We start from the raw sequence: 19,482 nt of genomic DNA, 5'->3' as shown, positions 1-19,482 counted from the left end.
AAATCATAAATCGTAAATTACTTCGTTTTTCTTCCAATCCCGTAATACTCATACCCAAATTCCTGCATTTGTTCCGGGTTGTAGATGTTTCTTCCGTCAAAGATAATCTTGTGTTTCAAGGCTTTCTCGATAAAGGTAAACTTCGGTATCTTGAATTCTGCCCATTCCGTCACGACAATCAAGGCGTCAGCACCCTCCAAGGCATCGTACATATTATCTGCATACTCTATCCGGTTGCCGATCCGCCGCTTGCACTCTTCGACCGCAACAGGATCGAAGGCCCGTACCACGGCACCCGCTTCCAGCAATTTCTCTATCAACACCAGCGAGGGGGCTTCCCGCATATCATCCGTTCCGGGTTTAAAAGCGAGTCCCCACATGGCGAAACGCCTTCCCTTCAGCTCTTTTCCAAAACGCAAGGTTATTTTCCGGAACAACACGCTCTTCTGGTTCTCGTTCACACGTTCCACGGCCTTCAATAATTCAAGACTATGCCCGTGGTCGTCACCCGTGCGAATCAACGCCTTCACGTCTTTCGGGAAACAAGAACCGCCGTAACCGCAACCGGCATTCAGGAATTTCTTCCCGATACGGGTATCGCTACCGATTCCTTTCTTCACGGACTCCACGTCCGCACCCACGATTTCGCACAGGTTAGCGATATCATTCATAAAAGAAATACGGGTTGCCAACATCGAATTGGCTGCATATTTCGTCATCTCCGCCGACAGGATATCCATAAAAAGAATAGGCGTATTGTTCAATATGAAGGCGTGATACAAACGCTCCATAACGTGTTTGGCTCTATCGCTTTCCACCCCTATCACGACCCTGTCCGGGGAAATGAAATCATTCACGGCGTCCCCCTCTTTCAGGAACTCGGGATTGGAAGCCACATCAAACGGGATATCCGCCCCCCGTTTCTCCAAAGCCGCCTTAATCGTGGCTTTCACTTTATAATTCGTTCCGACAGGCACGGTAGATTTAGTCACCACCACGATATAATCGTTGATAATCTCCCCTACCTCCCGGGCAACATCCAACACGTAATGCAAATCGGCACTCCCGTCCTCGTCGGGCGGCGTACCCACGGCAATAAACACGGCATCCGCATCCTTCAACCCCTCCCGTAATGAAGTGGTGAAAAAAAGACGCCCGTCTTCCCGATTCCGGACGACTAACTCCGCCAGTCCCGGCTCGTATATCGGCATACCCCCGTCGTTCAATAAATCAATTTTCGTACTATTCACATCGACGCAAGTAACAGTCACTCCCGTTTCTGCCAAACATGTCCCGGACACAAGTCCCACGTAACCGGTTCCAACAACAGCTATTCTCATATATTTTTTTCTTTATTTGCCTTGTTTTACTTGTTCGCAAAAATATGAATTAAAAATGAACAACACCGCTTTTTTTGTGCTATATTTGTAAATACAATACATAAGATTCAAATATTTGGTAAACATGAAAAAGGTTATTTTTCTCATTTCTATTTTGCTCCTGACAATCAATTTCTTCTCGTGTAAAGAGAAAACGAAGGAACAAAGTAAACTGGAGTACAGCAAATACATTTCAGGCTTCACGCAAGGAATGATAAAATCCACCGACCCTATCTATATCCGGTTGGAAGGAAAAACGATGAAAACAGGCGACGACGTTCTCGTGCAACCGGAAAAATTAATGAAAATCAGCCCGAAAGTGGAGGGAAGTGTCACTATCCGGGACGGTAATACCATAGAATTTACCCCGACGACTCCAATGAAGAACGGGCAGACCTACGAGATTTCGCTGGCATTGGACAAAATATGCAACGTGCCGTCCGACCTGTCGACTTTCCGCTTCAACGTGAAAGTGCTGCCCCTCGTTTACGCTTTCCAAGAAGGCAGCCTCAGTGTCGACCCCAAAGACAATGACAAGTTCTCGTATCGAGCCTCCATCACCAATTCGGACGCCGTTACCCCCAACGAGGTGGAGCAACTCGTGAAAGCAAAAATCAACGGACAAACCCAGACACTCGAATGGGAACACACCCCTTATATTCATTATTTCACGATAGCCGGCATCACCCGCGCAAACGACAGCCAATCCCTTGAATTGAGTTTCGACAAAAAAATAAAGAACGGTAACGACCTAATCGTTGAAATACCCGGCAATAAAGTATTCTCCGTGCTGGAGGTAAAAGCGAGCGAAGAAAATTCCCGCACGATTGACATCACGATGTCCGACAACGTGGACATCAGTCAGGACTTTCAAGGGCTAATCACGATCGACGGGGTCGGCACCTTGAATTTCAACACGCGAGGCAACATCATCCGGGTATATTCCAACGAACGGGACAAGATGCAAGGCGTGGTTCAAGTTAATATATTCAAGGGAATCAAAAATACCACGGGCGAAAAACTCCAATCGGATGCCACTTTCAACGTGAGTTTCCAGTCTGCCAAGCCCGCCGTGACATTCATCGGCGAAGGCACTTTCACCCCGGCAGAAGGCAACGTGCTTATTCCTTTCTCCGCGGTCGCCTTGAAAGCCGTGCAATTACGGGTAATAAAAGTATTCAACCAGAATATGAACTTCTATCTTCAGGAAGGAAATTATAACTACAGCAGTGACTACCAGCTACGCCGCGTGGGACGCACCATTCTCGACAAGAAAATCTCGCTGGAGAAACCGGGAGTACCACAAGACAACAACAAGTGGCAGGACTATACAATCAATCTGGCCGACCATATCCAACTGGAAAAAGGCGTGATTTACCGGGTACAACTCCGATTCCAAAAGTCGTACACCACCCTCGATTGCGCCAAGGAAGCCCAAGACGCTATCTCTGAAGAAAACTGGGATGAAACGTCTTCCGAGTATGACTATTATGACGATGACGACTATTATTACAGCTATCCCTCCGATTACTCGTGGGAAGAGCGGGACAATCCCTGTTCCAATTCCTACTATTACGTGAGTGACCGGTTCCCGAAAAAGAATCTCATCGTAACATCTCTGGGTGTCATTGCCAAAGCGGGTTCCGACGGCAAATACGTGGTTGCCGTGAATGATTTGCTCACGGCGGCACCCGTGGAAAATTGCAGGATATTCTTTTATAACTTCCAGAACCAAAAAATAGACTCTACCGTCACCAATTCGGCAGGAATAGCGACATTACGGGTTCCCGGCAAACCTTTCGTTATCGTGGCGACCAAGGGCAATGATAAAACCTATTTGAAAGTCAACGACGCCTCGTCCCTCTCGCTCAGTAATTTCGACGTGAGCGGTGAAGTCGTGCAGCAAGGACTCAAGGGTTTCATCTATGGCGAACGGGGCGTATGGCGTCCGGGAAATGACATTCATCTCTCTTTCATGCTGGAAGACAAGGAGAACGTGATTCCCGTCGGACATCCCATTATAGCGGAACTCTATGACCCGAACGGTAACGTGACTCAAACCCGCAAAGCGGGACGCGATGAACACGGTTTGTATTGTTTCACGTTCAGCACCGACGAGCAGGCCGTGACCGGATACTGGCAGGCTGTTGTACGTGTCGGGGGTGTTTCTTTCAGAAAAACCGTCCGTATCGAGAGCATCAAACCGAATCGTTTGAATATCATCGCCAACTTGCCGGGCAACGTGCTAGGGGAAGGCGTGACGAAAAACACGATACCCGTTCAAACCCGATGGATGCACGGGGCGAAAACCAGTAACTTGAAAGTTACCACCGAACTACGGCTCTCGAAAGGCAATACCACCTTCCCCGGGTACAACGGGTATAACTTCGACGACCGTTCCCGTTATTTCAACACGACAACCGAAACATTCTTCGACGGCACAACGGACTCTGACGGCAACTTTAACCTGTCGGCAAACAACATCACCTCGGAGAACGCACCCGGTATGCTCAACGCCCTGCTCACGACGCGGGTGTTCGAACCGGGCGGTGACTTCAGTATCGTCACTTCCGGGTTCAAATACTCCCCCTACAAGGAATACGTGGGTATCAAACTACCGGAATCGGACGATAATTGGTACAAGGCAGGCAAACCGATGACTATCAGCGGTGCCGTACTTACCCCCGAGGGCAAACCAGTCAACAACAGAGATATCGAGGTGGAAGTCTACACCTTGGAATGGCGTTGGTGGTGGGATTCTGAGAACGACTATATCGGTTCATACGTCAACCGCTCATACCGCCGCCCCGTGTTCAACAAAACGGTCAAGAGCCAGAACGGCAAATTCAACGTGGACGTGACCTGCGACCAGTGGGGACGTTACTACGTGATCGCACGGGATAAAGAATCCGGTCATTCCACCGGTTCCACGTTCTACATCAGTTCTTGGCGCAACGACATGAATATCCCCGGCATGGCAACCCTGCTCACGCTCACCAGCGACAAAAAATCCTACCGTGCCGGAGAAAAAATCAAGATTACATTCCCCTCCTCGGCAGGTAGCGTGGCTCTCGTGAGCGTCGAGAACGGGAAGACCGTGAAAGACATTTTCCGGGTTCCGACAACAGAGGGGACGACTTCTTTCGAGATTCCCGCCACGAGCGAGATGTGTCCTAATATCTATGTCAACGTGTCACTCATACAACCTCATAAAAACCGGAACAACGACAAACCGATACGCCTGTACGGGGTTTTGAATATTGACATCGACGACCCGGAATTACGACTCACTCCAAAAATCGACATGCCGGAAGAACTCCGCCCATCACAGAATTTCACCGTCACGGTAAGTGAAAACGATGGCAAACCGATGACCTACTCTATCGCTATTGTCGATGAAGGACTGTTAGCCATTACCTCGTTCAAAACGCCGAACCCCTTCCCCGCTTTCTACGCCCGGGAAGCCCTCGGCGTGAAAACATGGGACTTCTACGACGACGTGGTAGGAGCCTTTGGCGGACGCTTGGAAAAAGCCTTTGCCGTCGGTGGTGATGAAGCCCTCGACCCGGAAGAAACCCGCAAGAGCGACCGTTTTACCCCCGTGGTGATATTCAAAGGTCCTTTCACCATCAAGAAAGGAGAGAAGAAAACCCATTCATTCAACATGCCCGAGTATATCGGCGAAGTCCGTACCATGGTCGTTGCCGAAGATAACGGTCGCTACGGTTCGGCATCCCGTAACACGAAAGTCAACAAACCGCTGATGCTCAACGTCACCATGCCCCGTTTGTTCACACCGGGCGACATCATCGAAATTCCGGTCACGGTATTTGCCATGAAAGACAATATCAAAGATGTCACCGTGAACCTCAAGACGGACGACAAGATAGAAGTTATCGCCCCGGCAAGCCAAGAAATCAAATTCTCCGGCACGGGTGAACAGATCGTGTTCTTGAAAGCGAAGATTAAAGAAAATACCGGTAAATCCACGCTTACCTTCACCGCTCAAAGCGGATCGGAGAAAGCTCATTTCAGTTGTGATGTAGACATCCGAATCCCGAACCCGAGAATTACCCGCGTGGATGCCCGCGAAGTAGCAAGCGGCGAGTCAATCACCTTCAACAACACGATGGAAGGGCTGGAACCGACCTCGTTCCTTGAAATCACTTCTATCCCGCCCCTTAATCTGGAGGAACGCATCCAATACCTGATCCGTTACCCACACGGGTGCGGCGAGCAAATCACTTCTGCCGTATTCCCGCAACTGATGCTTGACAGGCTGATGGATCTCAGCGAAGCACAAAAAGTAACCGTGGAACTGCACGTGAAAGACGTTATCAATCGCCTGAGGAACTACCAGTTAAGCAACGGGGGATTCAGCTACTGGACAAACTCCAACTATGTATCCGACTGGGTATCCACCTATATCACCGACTTCTTGACGCAGGCAGAGAAACTCGGTTACCGCATCCCGGCATCCATGAAGGCTTCGGCTCTTGATTACCTGTCGAAACAAGCGAATAGCTGGCGCCGGGACGATTATTATTCCGAGTTGGAACAATCCTACCGTCTTTACGTACTGGCACTGGCAGGTAAACCCAACATGGCGGCCATGAACCGGATGAAAGAGGATAATTACAACAACCCGATTGCCCGTTGGCAATTGGCGGGAGCCTACGCCCTCGGCAAACACGACAAAATTGCCCAATCGCTGGTAGCCAACCTTCCGGCAGAAGCCAAACTCTATCGCCAACTGGGCAGGTGTTACGGCTCCGATCTACGGGATAACGCAATTATCATGCAAAGTATGGTAGACATGAACATGAAAGACGACGCCTACAAACTGTTGCAGAAAATGGCTCGCAAATTTGCTTCCAACGAATGGCTGAGCACGCAGGAAAGTGCCTTCGGGCTTTGCGCTATCGGCAACTACGCGGGACGCTACTTCAAGGACGGCAACGGCATTGATGTGCAAATCGGAAAAGAGAACTTCAAAACCACGAAGACCGTACTGCAAAAAGAACTGGCTGTCAAAGACAACCGTTCGGAAGTGACCTTGAAAAATAACACTTCCGGCACACTCCACGTGCGCACGATTAATAGCTCAACCCCATTGGGTGTGATCACCGAAAGCGAAATGTCCGGGCTGAAAATGACCGTCAACTACTATCGTAACGGCGTGCTCAACAACCGGACGGATTATCGCCAAGGCGAAGACATCGTGGCTGAAATCACGATACAAAACACAGGAAACATCGGGTTATACGAGGAACTGGCACTTACTTTCATGTTCCCCTCCGGCTTCGAATTTCTGAACGAACGCCTTACCACGAACGAGAACCCGTTCAAGGGAGCCGACAACGCGGACATCCGCGACGATCGGGTGTATCTCTACTTCTCGCTCCAGCAAGGCGACTCGAAAACCTTCAAGCTACGCTTTAACGCGGCTTACCCCGGTAATTACCTGCTTCCGGCAGTCACTTGCGCGGCGATGTACGATAACTCCATCACGGCAACCCTACCGGGTAACAAAATCACGATCACCCGGGGAGAATAACTCTCTCCCCGGCACATAATGAGGGCGTGTCAAAACACGCCCTCTCGTCCATAAAGTCGAAAAGTCCACAAGGTCAAATATGCGCCTCATCATACTGAATAACAATATAATATTGCATCACATACTTTATAAACCTTAGGAGCCGAAGGCTCGACTTTATGAACTTTATAGACTGGAGGTGTGTCAAAACACACCTCCATATACCCGTTAATTTAATATATTTTTAAGACAGAGATTCATGTTTATTATTTAGAAATAATCTACATTTGCAAAGCAAAGCAAAAAGGTATGCGTAGTAAAAACGTAAATAAATTCATTCATTTATTCTTGTTAGCTCTATTTTTGAGCTATTACGGGAGTATCACGTTTTTCTCGCATTATCACGTGGTCAACGGGGTAACAATCGTACACTCGCACTTTTTCCACGGTGATACCGGCTCGGACGGCGGTGCAAATCACACCCACTCGGCAAAAGAGCTTACCTTAATCGCCCATTTGAGCAATTTCATCACACTGGTCAGCGTTGCCCTTGTCGTTAGTGTTCCTCACCTGAGCCACAAAATACATTACTATATTCATAAACAGGAGGAAGAACCTGATAAACAAACATTCACCTTAAGCCCCCTTCGGGCTCCCCCCTTTACAGTGTAAATAGTTTGTTCTGCCGAAACAACAGTTCCGGTAAGAATCTCGTGTAATAAAGCAATACCCCTGCTATTTCACGAGGCTTTCACCTATTAATGATATTTCTATTTTGAAACAAGACGCGAGGTCGTGTCAATACCATACGGACACGCTCGTGAAAAATATTGGTTATGAAAAACTTACTTACACTTATTATATTCCTTCTTCTCGGTCTTTTCTGTCGTGCAGACGAGAAAGGAAGCGTCAAAAAAACGACAGACGCAAATGTCAACGGACACATTATCCATAAAGAAACGGGCGAACACCTGCCGTTCCTCACGATATTACTGAAAGGTACGAACATCGGAACCGCTACCGACGAGAGCGGACACTATTTCATGAAAAACCTCCCCTTGGGAAAATACACCCTGCGCGTGCAAGGAGTAGGCTATAAAACCGTAGAAAAAGAAATCGAGATCGTGAAAGGCAAAACGCAAGAGATCAATTTCGTCATCGAGGATGACGTCGTGATGCTTGAAGGAGCCGTGGTCACCGCCAACCGGAACGAAACCGACCGCCGGGAAGCCCCCGTTATCGTCAATGTCCTGTCACCCAAAATATTCGAAAACACCAACTCGGTATGCCTGTCGCAAGGATTGAATTTCCAACCGGGACTACGAGTGGAAAACAACTGCCAGAACTGCGGTTTCCAACAAGTACGTATCAACGGGCTGGACGGACCTTACTCTCAAATACTGATTGACAGTCGTCCCATGTGCAGTTCCCTTGCCGGAGTTTACGGTTTGGAACAAATCCCCGCTAACATGATCGACCGGGTAGAAGTTCTTCGGGGTGGCGGCTCGGCATTGTTCGGAGCCAACGCTATCGCCGGGACAATCAACATCATCACCAAAGAACCCTTACACAACTATTTTCAAGTAGGACATACCCTCTCCGCTATCGACGGCGAGAGTTTCGATAACGTGACCTCTTTCAACGGGGCTATCGTCAACGAGCAACGGAATGCCGGAATCCACCTGTTCGGGATGGTGCGCGACCGCCAGCCTTATGACCATGACGGTGACGGGTTCTCCGAGCTAGGGGAGATCAACAGTACCACGCTGGGCTTCCGTACCTATTACAAGCCCACGCATTTCAGCAAGTTATCCATGGAATACCACCATATCAAAGAATTTCGCCGGGGAGGTGACAACCTTCACCGTCCCCCTCACGAGGCTGACGTGGCAGAGCAAGCAGACCACAACATACACGGCGGCGGGCTGAACTACACCCTTTCATCCAAGGATTACAAACACCGTTTTAACGCCTACACCTCGTTACAAAACATCGCACGGGAATCCTATTACGGTGCCGGTCGCGACACGAACGCCTACGGACAGACCAAGGACTTCACCGTCGTGGGCGGGGCACAATATTCCTATGACTTCGACAAATTCCTGTTCATGCCCTCCATGTTGACCGCCGGGGTAGAATTCTCGCACAATAAACTGAATGACAAAATGCTCGGCTACAACCGGGAAATCAATCAGGAAGTAAACGTTTACAGCGTCTACCTGCAAAATGAATGGAAAACGGCACGCTTCAGCTTCCTGCTGGGCGGGCGTTTGGATAAAAACAGTCATGTAGACGATCCCATATTCAGCCCCCGGTTGAATATCCGCTACAACCCTATCACCGATCTCAGTTTCCGGGCAAGTTACTCGGAAGGATTCCGGGCTCCACAGACCTACGACGAAGACCTGCACGTAGCAGCCGTGGGCGGAGAAGTAACTCTTATTCAAGTCGCGGAAGACCTGAAAACAGAAAAATCACGCAGTTACAGTGCGTCCGTTGATTACTACACCACGCTGGGAGCCGTGCAAATCAATCTGCTCGTGGAAGGCTTCTACACCCGCTTGAAAAATCCTTTCGTGTTGGAAGAGGTCGACACCGGTGATGAAGAAAATAAAATACTGGAACGCCGCAACGGTTCGGATGCCAAAGTAAAAGGAATCAACATAGAGGGAAGAATTGCCCCGCATAAATCCACTCAACTACAATTCGGCGCGACTTTCCAAAGCAGTAAATACGCCGCTCCCGTGGCATGGAGCAATGACCCCGATGTTGCCCCCTGCCGGAAGCTGCTCCGCTCCCCGGATCAATACGGGTATGTCACGCTGAACTTACTCCCGTTCAAGAACTTTTCCACCGCCCTGTCGGGAACCTACACGGGTCCCATGTACGTGGGACACTTCGCCGGTTACATCGAGAAAGACGTGCTGAAGAAAACCAAGTCCTTCTTCGACGGTACCGTAAAACTGGCTTATGACATCAAAATCGGTAGCGGCTACACGGTACAAATCAACGGTGGCGTGCAAAACGTGTTCGACAGCTACCAGAATGACTTCGACAAAGGTGAGTTCCGTGATTCCGGTTACATCTACGGTCCCGGTCTTCCGAGAACCTATTTTGCTGGAATCAAATTCGGTATATTCTAACAAGAAACATCAAGATTACCTTCCTTAAATATCCCGTGGAGTCCGTTCTGAACTCCGCGGGATTCTCATTTTATACCAAAAGGTATAATACCGTTTAGTAGAAAATATTTTATACCAAAAGGTATAAAATATTTTTACCAATAATTGGAAATATCTCGAATAAATCATACATTTGTTGAAAACAAAGAAGATATGGATTCACCTTTTCAATACGGGAAATTAGCCATGGGCGCAACCTTCGTGAATAGAGTTCACGAAAAACAAATACTCAAAAATAACTTGTACTCGGGTATTAACACGATGTTGATTTCTCCTCGTCGTTGGGGCAAATCATCACTCGTCAAAGAAGCCATGCATGAACTCATGGCAGAGCGCCACGATGTAAAAGTATGCTTTTTAGACGTATTCACGATAAGAAGCGAGGCGGAATTTTACCAGACTTTCGCACAAGCTGTAATTAAAGCCACCAGTAATAATTGGGAAACTTGGATTACCCATACGAAAGAATTCTTGAAAGCTCTTTCTCCCCAAATTACCATCGGGACAGATCCGATGACCGATTTTTCAATAGGTTTTGAAATTCATCAAATTAAAGAAAATGAACATGAACTTTTGAATTTACCGGAGAAAATTGCCGTTGCAAAAGGAATGAAAATTATTGTTTGCATAGACGAATTTCAAAATCTGGCAGGATTAAAAGACTATGAACATTTGGAAGGCAAAATGCGTAGCACATGGCAGCACCACCAGCATGTCAGCTATTGCCTTTACGGGAGTAAACGCCACATGATGATAGAGATATTTAACTCATCCTCAAAACCTTTTTACAGGTTCGGACAAATCATGTTTCTGGGAAAAATAGACAAGCAGGAATGGGTGTCATTTATCGTCAGCGCCTTCAAACACACGGGCAAAAACATCACGGAAGAACTCGCGGGAATTATCGTGGAGAAAGTAAGTTCTCACTCGTGGTATGTACAACAATTATCTCATTTTGTCTGGAGCATTACAAAAGAAACGGTAACACTTGAAATCATAAACAAAGCTTTCCAACAAATCGTAGATACCAATCTTCCCCTATACGTTGCAGAATGCGAAGCCTTATCTATTTCACAGCTCAATATCCTGATCGCTATCGCGAATAATGAACAAACGCTTACAGGGGCAAAGGTTATGACTAAATACAAACTGGGAACGCCACAGAACGTGACGAAAAATAAAGTGATACTGCAACAAAAAGATATTCTGGATAATACACCTCAAGGCTTTCTCTTTCTTGATCCTGTTTTCGAATATTGGTTCAAGAAGGAATACATTAAATAAAAAAGACTGACCGGACGGTCAGTCTTCATTTCCCTTAGAGTTTTATTACTTGAATCAGATGTCTTTAATTAACTTCTCCGACAACATCTTCGCTGCTCACCAGTTTGCGTTCGTTATTGCTCTGGTTCAGTCCGCTGTCTGCTTCTTCCTCATTACTGCCGGAAAGCGTGTAAGTTCCGCTATCTTCACGGGTAACAGTTTCGATTGAACCATTCTTGTATTCTGTCCAGAGTAATTTAACAGGTACGGATTGTTTTCCTTCCGGCACGATAGAAGTCAGGTCGAAAGATACCATTCCACGACTCCACACGTGATTTGCACGATCCCCGTCCTTAGGAGCTTCCCCGTAAGCATTATGGCGTAAAGTCACGTATACCGTGTCATTATGCGCCACCACATCATCTTCTACCAGATTGATAAAATGCTTGGTTGAAGAACCGGATTTCACGGGTATTCTGAACTCCACGTTCAGATACTTACCACCGAACCATGCTTCGGACACGTTAATCGGATCGTTACCGATACTATCCTGTCGCACTTCCTCGTTTTCCTTGATGAAAGAAAGTTTCACCGGATCCTTTGTCAACACGTCGGTAATACGATACAAACGAATATAATAATTCATTCTACCTTCCAACCCGGTTTCATCTCTCTCGCTCCCCAGAATCGAGTAGTTGGCGAATACCCGCAATCCTTCCTCGGCATCCGAAGAATTTATCCCGTATCCCTCGGTCACGATCAAACGACTTCCGTCATCCCGACGGATAGCATACTTGGAACGAGTACCGTTATCTATCTTCTCGAGGTTACCGTAACTGATCCACGAACTTCCACCTCCCACGTAATAATACTCGTCATCGTCATCACACGCCGCGAATACGGCAATAAATAATGACAACATTAATGCAATTTTCCATGTTCTCTTTTTCATAGCTGTTTTTTTAACGTTTATATATTAGATGCCAACAAAGCTCATCCGTTGCGTCAAACGCTTGAATTATTGTATTTTTTAATTTTCGTTTGTCTAAATTTATTATTTTCGAGGACAAACAAAAAGAACTATATTTGTGATGAATTTTTGAAACCATGAAATATATATTCATCATATACACGAGCATTTTGTTCATCTTTTTGCCCATCCACGGCTTCACGCAAGAAACAGGAACACCGGGAAAAGGAGAAGGCATACTCCAATTTCTGAAACGCTTCGAACGCACGAAGCCGGAACATTACACGCAATTCATGGAACTCAACAAGAGTAAGCTGGACAAAAATAACGGCCTGCGGTTAGGCGTGAAATACACTTTACCGCCGATGAACCGGGAAGGTAATGAACCTTTATTCGGGGAGAAACTGGCGAAATATACGATAGAGTCCGACGAACTCAAGGGTGCCTGCTTTTATCTGGTTTCCGGTCATGGCGGTCCCGATCCCGGGGCTATCGGGGTGTTACAGGGACACCAACTGCACGAGGACGAATACGCTTACGACATCATGCTCCGGTTGGCACGCACCTTGATGTCGAAAGGAGCCAAAGTTCACATCATCATCCAAGACACCGCGGACGGTATCCGGGATGATAAATTCCTTAACACCGGCGATAGGGAAACCTGCATGGGCGATCCCATTCCCTTGAATCAAGTACAACGCCTCAAACAACGTTGTGACAAAATCAACACGCTATTCCGCAAAGACAAGGAAGCCTATCGACGGGCTATCTTTATCCACCTTGACAGCCGGAGCGAGAGCAAACAGATTGACGTTTTCTTTTACCATCACGAGGGTAGCGCCAAGGGCAAACATCTCGCCAACACGCTACAAGACGTGTTTAACAAGAAATACGACAAACATCAACCTAACAGGGGATTCTCCGGAACGGTAAACACCCGTGACCTATACGTCATTAAACAAACGCTCCCCGTGGCCGTTTTCCTAGAATTGGGTAACATCCAAAACAGCCGTGACCAACAACGTTTCCTGCTAAACGACAACCGCCAAGCTTTAGCTAATTGGATTTGCGAAGGCTTGACACAGGACTTCCGCCACTATTCAAAATAAGGCAGAAAGACGCTCCAAACAGAGTGAAGAATTATTTTTCTTTCACCATTAATCCCAACGCCTTACCCCATTTGGTAGCGATAGATATCGAGCCGTCTTTCGGTAACATTTTTCTCAACCCGACAAGACATTTATCCAAGTAACGATACGATTCTTTAAACGTGTTGCTCCAACCCGCCTGCACCAGAATATCTTTTGTCACGTAGCAATTCTTGTTCTCACACAACACTTTCATCACCTTCATTTCCAACGGACTGAATAATATCACTTCCCCGTCCACGACAAGTTCACGGTTCACAAGGTCAAGATACACCCCGTCGCTAATATCTATCGTTTTCTCGCTACGCTCACGAAATCCGATTTGTCTTAAAGCAGCTTCTATACGAGCTTTAAATTCAGCTTCATCCATATCCTTGCGGATATAATCATTTGCCCCGCTCTTAAATCCGGCTACCGCGGCGGATGAACTGCCAATACTACTGATAAACAAAATAGGAATGACAGAATCATCTTTCCGAATCACTCTAGCGACCTCCAAACCTGTCATTTTCGGCATCATCACGTCGAGCAACGCCAAGTCCGGTTTCTTCTGACGATAAACCTCAAGCGCATCCTCCCCGTCGGTAACGTGGTAAACCGTGTGCCCATTCTTTTTCAAGTAAGTTATGAAATCCTCGTAATACTCCGCCGAATCCTCAGCGTACAAAATCTTAGCCATTTTCCCGTTTGTAAAATATTAATCGTTTTCGTCTGTTACCAAAGGCACCATGACCGTGAACGTGGTTCCGACGCCCTCGGTACTGTCCACCCGAATCACACCGCCATGAGCCTCTATTACCTGTTTCACGTAACTCAACCCGATTCCGAAACCGTGTACATCGGCAGAACGACCGCGAGCAACCCTGAAATAACGCTCGAAAATCTTCTCCCTCAGTTTCTCCGGAATACCAAATCCGTGGTCTTTTACCGATATAATCAGCATATTCCCCTCGTCCTTGCACGATATCTCGACTTTCGGCGAACCACCCGAATACTTGATAGCGTTCTCGATCAAGTTACTGATGGCGTTCGGAAAGTGAATCGGATCGGCTTCAATCACGTTCCTACTCAATTGATAATCCACTTTGATCGAAACATTTCTTTTCTCGAACACGGAATTGAACTGTCGAACAAGTTCATCAATTGAATCCTGCAAAGATAACTTTTCCCACGTAACCTTGAACCCTTGTTTCCATGCATTTAATAATTTAAACACGAAATTATTCAAATGCAGCACTCTATCAAACCCTCCATTCAATGCTTCCAATTGCCTTTCATTCAAATTATCAACCCCCTCCTGTTTTAGCGCAAGGAGCTTTTTCTTAATTATCGACAGCGGGAACTTCAATTCATGCACCATACTGCTCATAAATTCCTCTCGGACTTTTGCCACGTTTCGTTGGAAAGAAATTGTCTTCACTTGATAAATAGAGCATATAACCAAGAATATCATTATAAGAAATGAACTAATAAGAATACTTGTCATCTGGGCAAAAAATGTTTTATAGGGCGTATCAAAATAAACTATCAAACCATGATGACTTTTTATTCCTAATTCAATAATGTTAGAAACAATACGTTTATTTACCCTTGAAGCACCATTTTCTGTTGTAGCGACAATCTGTCCTCCACTCATATCAACTAATTCAAGAATATAATTATCTGTAATTCCATTACGTTCAAAATAAACATGACAAATACTATCCAACATTATTATATTTTCAGCAGATTGCTGATTAATAAAATCATAACAAACCTTTCTAAGAACTCCCAAATAACCACTCTCTTTATCAAAATTAACAACAGTTGTATCTCCTCCATAAACAAAGGTTACCAACTCTTGATTTAAATCAAAACTAACTCGAGGATAGTTCTGTCGTATTGTTTTATTTCGTACTAAATGTTCCTCGAATCCTGTTTCTACCGCCATTGCCAAAACATTGTTGACAGTATTCAAATACTCTGTTTTCTTATATTCAATTACTCGATTTAACCAAAATCCTTGCAAAATCAATAAGCAAGCTATAGCAAATATCGAAACGCCCCACGCTATATGGATTCTTTTATTCATAAACATTAAATTTTATAAGACCATCAAAAACACTGAAATTCTTACCTTATTATATATGTTTCCCTCGCACTGCAATTTTAAGAATAAATTAAGAAAAATAGGAACAAATGAGGAACAATTTATCTCAAATTTTCCCTATATTTTTGTAACACATCAAAACGCTCAATATAATGAAAAAAATTATTATTAGTATATTGTTTGTATCAGTAGTCCTCGGACTAACATTAGTGAATGTTACTCTAAGGAATGATGCCACGAATATAGATATAAAATTAAAAAATATCGAGGCATTTGGAGAAAATGAAGGTGGGGATGAAAACCCATGCATTGTTATAGGGTCACTTTGTATGTATTACGATAAAGATCAAAATCCTGTATTTTACCCGGGACTTGCCCTCGATGTAAAATAACATGAACATGAAAAAGGCATTATTTATACTATTAGCCGTTGCTTTCGCCTACAGTTGTTCTGATGAAGTTCGGACTGTGCCGAAAGAGCAGAATCCTTTGTTTAGCATGAGTCGTGCTGTCTCACTAGACAGGTTGGATACAAAAATCAATCTACAAAAGCTGGGCATTATAAACCCGACAAAAGTAATCAAGAAAGATTCTATACTTATCGTGCTTGACCGGGAAGGGTTGAACAAGATTTCCATATACAAACAAGACGGAACATTGTTGGGAAATTACCTCCCGACAGGCTTAGGCGGTAACCAAGGTTTGTACATCTTAACGATGCATCTTGACGAGAAAGGAATCTTGTCAGCCTATGACTTCGGGAACAACCGAATGGTCGAGTTCGACATGAATCAACTAGGACAAGCCGGATTCGGTCCTACCTTTACCCCCGTGCCCACGGACAAGAAACACTTGTGCGCAGCCAAATGGGGTTCCACCATCGTGGCAACGGGTATGTTCGACCAGCGTTACGCTTTACTGGAAAACGGGCAAGAAAATTTCTTCCTTCCCTACCCGAATTATCGGAACGCCGACAATTCCCAGAAAAGCATCTTATTTGCAAGTAATATCATAAAGATAAAACCTGATGGAACGAAATTTGTCTGTGCGAATATGCAAAGCGGTATCATAGATTTATGCTCTCTCATACCTTGCAACACCATCACTCGCATCACCGAGCAAAATCTCTATTCTCCAAAAGCCACGGTCAAGAGTACCAGGAGAAAGCCCGTCGCGTATTCCACAGACAATCTCTTCGGGTTTGTTGATATTGAAGTATCTGATGAATACATATTTGCCCTCTATTCTGGGAGAAGTTACAATAAATACAAAGAGAAGATAGGCTATGGTGAACGGATTGTAGTGTTCGACTGGGAGGGCAATCACGTTCACACCTATTTACTAGGGAATCCGTTCACCTCTATTTCCTTTTGTAAAGAAGAAAACGCCATTTATGGCTTGACAAACCATCCGAATTCAGTGTTGATTAAATATGCATTGGATTAATTTCCGTGTGAGAGTTTTGTACCTTGGGATGTTCATCCTCCTCGGGGGATGCCATTCCAAGGATTACAAAGCCCGAAAAGTAATTGAAGAATGGTACGGGAAAACAATCACGTTTCCCACCTCCCCGGTGGCTAAAATCCTCGGGAGAGATACAACCGTCACGCTCACGGAACTATTGGATAAAGAATACAGCGTTCTTACTTTTTTTGATTCTACCGGGTGCACGGAATGTAACATGAAATTACATGACTGGCACTTACGCGTGAAAGATATAGCCGGACAACAAGATAAAGTGAATTTTATCTTTATCGTCCACGCCAAGAATTTCGAGGCCGTATCGGCATTTGCCGTGAAGAACAAATTCAATCACTTGATATTTTACGACACGGACAATGCCCTGTGGAAGGCGAATCCGAACCTGCCGCACGACCCCGAATTTCAAACATTCCTACTCGACCGGGAACAAAAGGTCGTGTTAATCGGTAGCCCGGCGAGAAACAACTCGCTGTGGAAACTGTACAAACAACAAATTAGTATAAAAAATTAAATGACACAATGGATTAACAACACAGTGAATTTCCTGTCCTTCATGAGCTTCCTTCTATTGATTGCCACGATGCTGGTTATCGATTCGGAAAGCATGAACGGGATCGTTGTTGCCAAACGTTTTTGGTTCTACACTTTCATGTGTATAACCGGAGTCATTTCAATCATTCTGGCTTTTTACAGGAAATCGACCACGAGAGTCGATGAAACCAAAACTATCATAATAGGGATTTTGACTGTAGTGATTATTGGCATATCCCGTAACTCCAATCAGGAAATGATGAACGCGGAAGTATTTCTGCTAATAGTCATTTCCTATTTTTTCTTCGATATCTATCTTTCTTACAATAAAAAATCGATCAAGACATTTCAATTCGTTCTGATCGCACTCGCTTTATTTGAAGTCATTTGGGGATACTGCCAATTGTACGCTTATATCCCGGAAATGCAAACAAAATTTCAATTATCCGGGTCCTTCGACACCCGATACGCTTATGCCGTATACTTGGCCTCGATTACCCCGATTGCGCTTTACTGGACAATCACACTATATCAAAGATTAAGTGCCAAATTCTCGACACCGTCTTATACCGAACAAGCAAAGCCGGAAATCATCGACGAGATCATGTTGTTCGTGCTATCAGCCCTCTCCTTGTTGGGCATACTATCTATCATGCCTTTTACAGGGGAAGCCATCGCGTGGCTCACCGCGGCGTGCGGATGCAGTGTTGTTCTGTATTTCAAATTCAACATGCACGCTTTTATCAAACGCTTACAGACACAAAAACAAAGAATAACCCTCTTGCTCAGCGTGCTGATTATCAGCACCGGTATCGTGGGCGGCTATTACAAATTCCGAAAAGATCCAGTGGACGAAAACCTTCTGGCGTGGAAAATATCCATGAACGTGCTGACGGAAAACCCGTTATTCGGCATTGGTATCGGGAACTTCCAAAAAGCATACGGGGATGCCCAGTCTTACTATTTCGAACACGGCAACCGGACAGAAAGAGAACTGGCATTGGCCAACACGCCGTGTTACCCGGTCAGTGACATTGTCCGTATCACGGCGGAAACCGGATTGCTGGGATTATTACTTATCCTCGGGTTTGTCGCCACGATTCTTATAAAAAGTATCCGAAGTTTAAAACGATACCCGGAGAAGTTAGCTACCCTAGGTGCATTAATTTCGCTCTCTATGGCAGGACTGATGTCCTCCCCAATCAGATCATTACCGTTAGCCATCATCCTGATGCTCTTGCTCGCCTTGTGCGCCCCCCGGGAAGCCCGTCAAGAAAAAGCCGGACTGAGTTTCAAAGTAATTTATCTCGCGTTGGCAGGCTTGGTGCTTTTCACCGCCTTCCCCGAAATGAGAAAATACAACTCCTACCGCGCATGGGCAGAAGGAAAACTATATTACAACATGAAGATATACGCGACTGCGGTTAATATATACGCCCCGCTGGCAAAGAATCTAAGACATCCCGGATTTCTTATCGAATACGGGCAAGCACTCTCCCAAACAGGCCGATACGAAGACAGCATCGCTGTTCTCCGAGAAGTATTACAATCTGTATCCACCCCGGTAATATACAACATCATCGGGAAAAACTATCAGGCCATGGGAGAGTACAAGCTCGCCGAACAGAACTTCCGGAAGGCCCATTACATGACGCCTAGCCTCGTGTATCCCAATTATTTGCTGGCAAATCTTTACCACGAAATGGGATTACATGACAAGACCTTGCAATGCGCCCGACAAGTAATCACTCAAAAACCAAAAAAGGAATCAAAAGAAACACAAGAAATGAAAGCACAAATGGAATCGCTCATCAAGAGTATCCATTAAAAGAGCCATCCTCGGACCGTTCTGGTCCATTTCACACCATAGTACATCTAAATCCATCACTTTGGGGAGACATT

At 45.6% G+C, this 19,482-nt stretch carries 13 protein-coding genes; 9 read left to right on the top strand and 4 right to left on the bottom strand.

Annotation, left to right across the window (positions count from 1 at the left end):
- Positions 1 to 17 precede the first annotated feature (17 nt).
- On the bottom strand, positions 18 to 1,340 hold the full coding sequence (locus L0M98_RS07200; RefSeq protein WP_099290142.1) for a UDP-glucose dehydrogenase family protein: 1,323 nt from the start codon (positions 1,338 to 1,340) through the stop codon (positions 18 to 20).
- Positions 1,341 to 1,464: 124 nt separating this feature from the next.
- Here L0M98_RS07200 and L0M98_RS07195 point away from each other — a divergent pair, with 124 nt between their 5' ends.
- The 4 genes from L0M98_RS07195 to L0M98_RS07180 all read left to right on the top strand — a co-directional run bounded on the left by L0M98_RS07195 (position 1,465) and on the right by L0M98_RS07180 (position 11,381).
- A complete protein-coding gene (locus L0M98_RS07195; protein ID WP_227215395.1) occupies positions 1,465 to 6,936 on the top strand; it encodes an alpha-2-macroglobulin family protein in 5,472 nt (1,823 codons plus the stop codon).
- 288 nt (positions 6,937 to 7,224) lie between these two features.
- Complete coding sequence (locus L0M98_RS07190) at positions 7,225 to 7,587, top strand: hypothetical protein (RefSeq protein ID WP_099290140.1); 363 nt, start codon at positions 7,225 to 7,227, stop codon at positions 7,585 to 7,587.
- A gap of 164 nt (positions 7,588 to 7,751) precedes the next feature.
- Positions 7,752 to 10,058 (top strand): TonB-dependent receptor, encoded by a 2,307-nt coding sequence (locus L0M98_RS07185; RefSeq protein ID WP_227215396.1) that lies wholly within the window; start codon positions 7,752 to 7,754, stop codon positions 10,056 to 10,058.
- A gap of 192 nt (positions 10,059 to 10,250) precedes the next feature.
- Entirely contained in the window at positions 10,251 to 11,381 is a 1,131-nt protein-coding gene (locus tag L0M98_RS07180; RefSeq protein ID WP_227215397.1) for an AAA family ATPase, read from the top strand.
- Positions 11,382 to 11,445: 64 nt separating this feature from the next.
- On the opposite strand, the gene L0M98_RS07175 is transcribed toward L0M98_RS07180, so the two are convergent.
- Entirely contained in the window at positions 11,446 to 12,312 is an 867-nt protein-coding gene (locus tag L0M98_RS07175; RefSeq protein WP_227215398.1) for a NigD1/NigD2 family lipoprotein, read from the bottom strand.
- Positions 12,313 to 12,467: 155 nt separating this feature from the next.
- On the opposite strand from L0M98_RS07175, the gene L0M98_RS07170 reads away from it, so the two are divergent.
- Positions 12,468 to 13,439 (top strand): N-acetylmuramoyl-L-alanine amidase family protein, encoded by a 972-nt coding sequence (locus L0M98_RS07170; protein WP_227215399.1) that lies wholly within the window; start codon positions 12,468 to 12,470, stop codon positions 13,437 to 13,439.
- Between the two features lie 31 nt (positions 13,440 to 13,470).
- Here the strand turns inward: L0M98_RS07170 and L0M98_RS07165 are convergent, their stop codons facing one another.
- A complete protein-coding gene (locus L0M98_RS07165; RefSeq protein ID WP_186977829.1) occupies positions 13,471 to 14,157 on the bottom strand; it encodes a response regulator transcription factor in 687 nt (228 codons plus the stop codon).
- Between the two features lie 18 nt (positions 14,158 to 14,175).
- Complete coding sequence (locus L0M98_RS07160; RefSeq protein WP_227215400.1) at positions 14,176 to 15,549, bottom strand: sensor histidine kinase; 1,374 nt, start codon at positions 15,547 to 15,549, stop codon at positions 14,176 to 14,178.
- 170 nt (positions 15,550 to 15,719) lie between these two features.
- Here L0M98_RS07160 and L0M98_RS07155 point away from each other — a divergent pair, with 170 nt between their 5' ends.
- The 4 genes from L0M98_RS07155 to L0M98_RS07140 are packed head-to-tail and all read left to right on the top strand — an operon-like array spanning position 15,720 to position 19,408.
- Positions 15,720 to 15,959 carry a hypothetical protein gene (locus tag L0M98_RS07155; RefSeq protein ID WP_227215401.1) on the top strand — a complete coding sequence of 80 codons (240 nt, stop codon included), beginning with the start codon at positions 15,720 to 15,722 and terminating at the stop codon, positions 15,957 to 15,959.
- A gap of 7 nt (positions 15,960 to 15,966) precedes the next feature.
- Complete coding sequence (locus tag L0M98_RS07150) at positions 15,967 to 17,013, top strand: BF3164 family lipoprotein (RefSeq protein WP_176554872.1); 1,047 nt, start codon at positions 15,967 to 15,969, stop codon at positions 17,011 to 17,013.
- Complete coding sequence (locus L0M98_RS07145; RefSeq protein WP_227215402.1) at positions 17,000 to 17,560, top strand: peroxiredoxin family protein; 561 nt, start codon at positions 17,000 to 17,002, stop codon at positions 17,558 to 17,560. Before L0M98_RS07150 ends, L0M98_RS07145 begins: the two co-directional genes overlap by 14 nt.
- On the top strand, positions 17,561 to 19,408 hold the full coding sequence (locus tag L0M98_RS07140) for a tetratricopeptide repeat protein (RefSeq protein ID WP_227215403.1): 1,848 nt from the start codon (positions 17,561 to 17,563) through the stop codon (positions 19,406 to 19,408). It begins immediately after the preceding gene.
- Positions 19,409 to 19,482: the final 74 nt, after the last annotated feature.

The organism is Butyricimonas sp. DFI.6.44 (genome assembly GCF_022132345.1).
Taxonomy (GTDB): Bacteria; Bacteroidota; Bacteroidia; order Bacteroidales; family Marinifilaceae; genus Butyricimonas; species Butyricimonas muris.
Note: the sequence above shows the minus strand (reverse complement) of the source record. Positions and strands in the feature narration are given on the sequence as shown.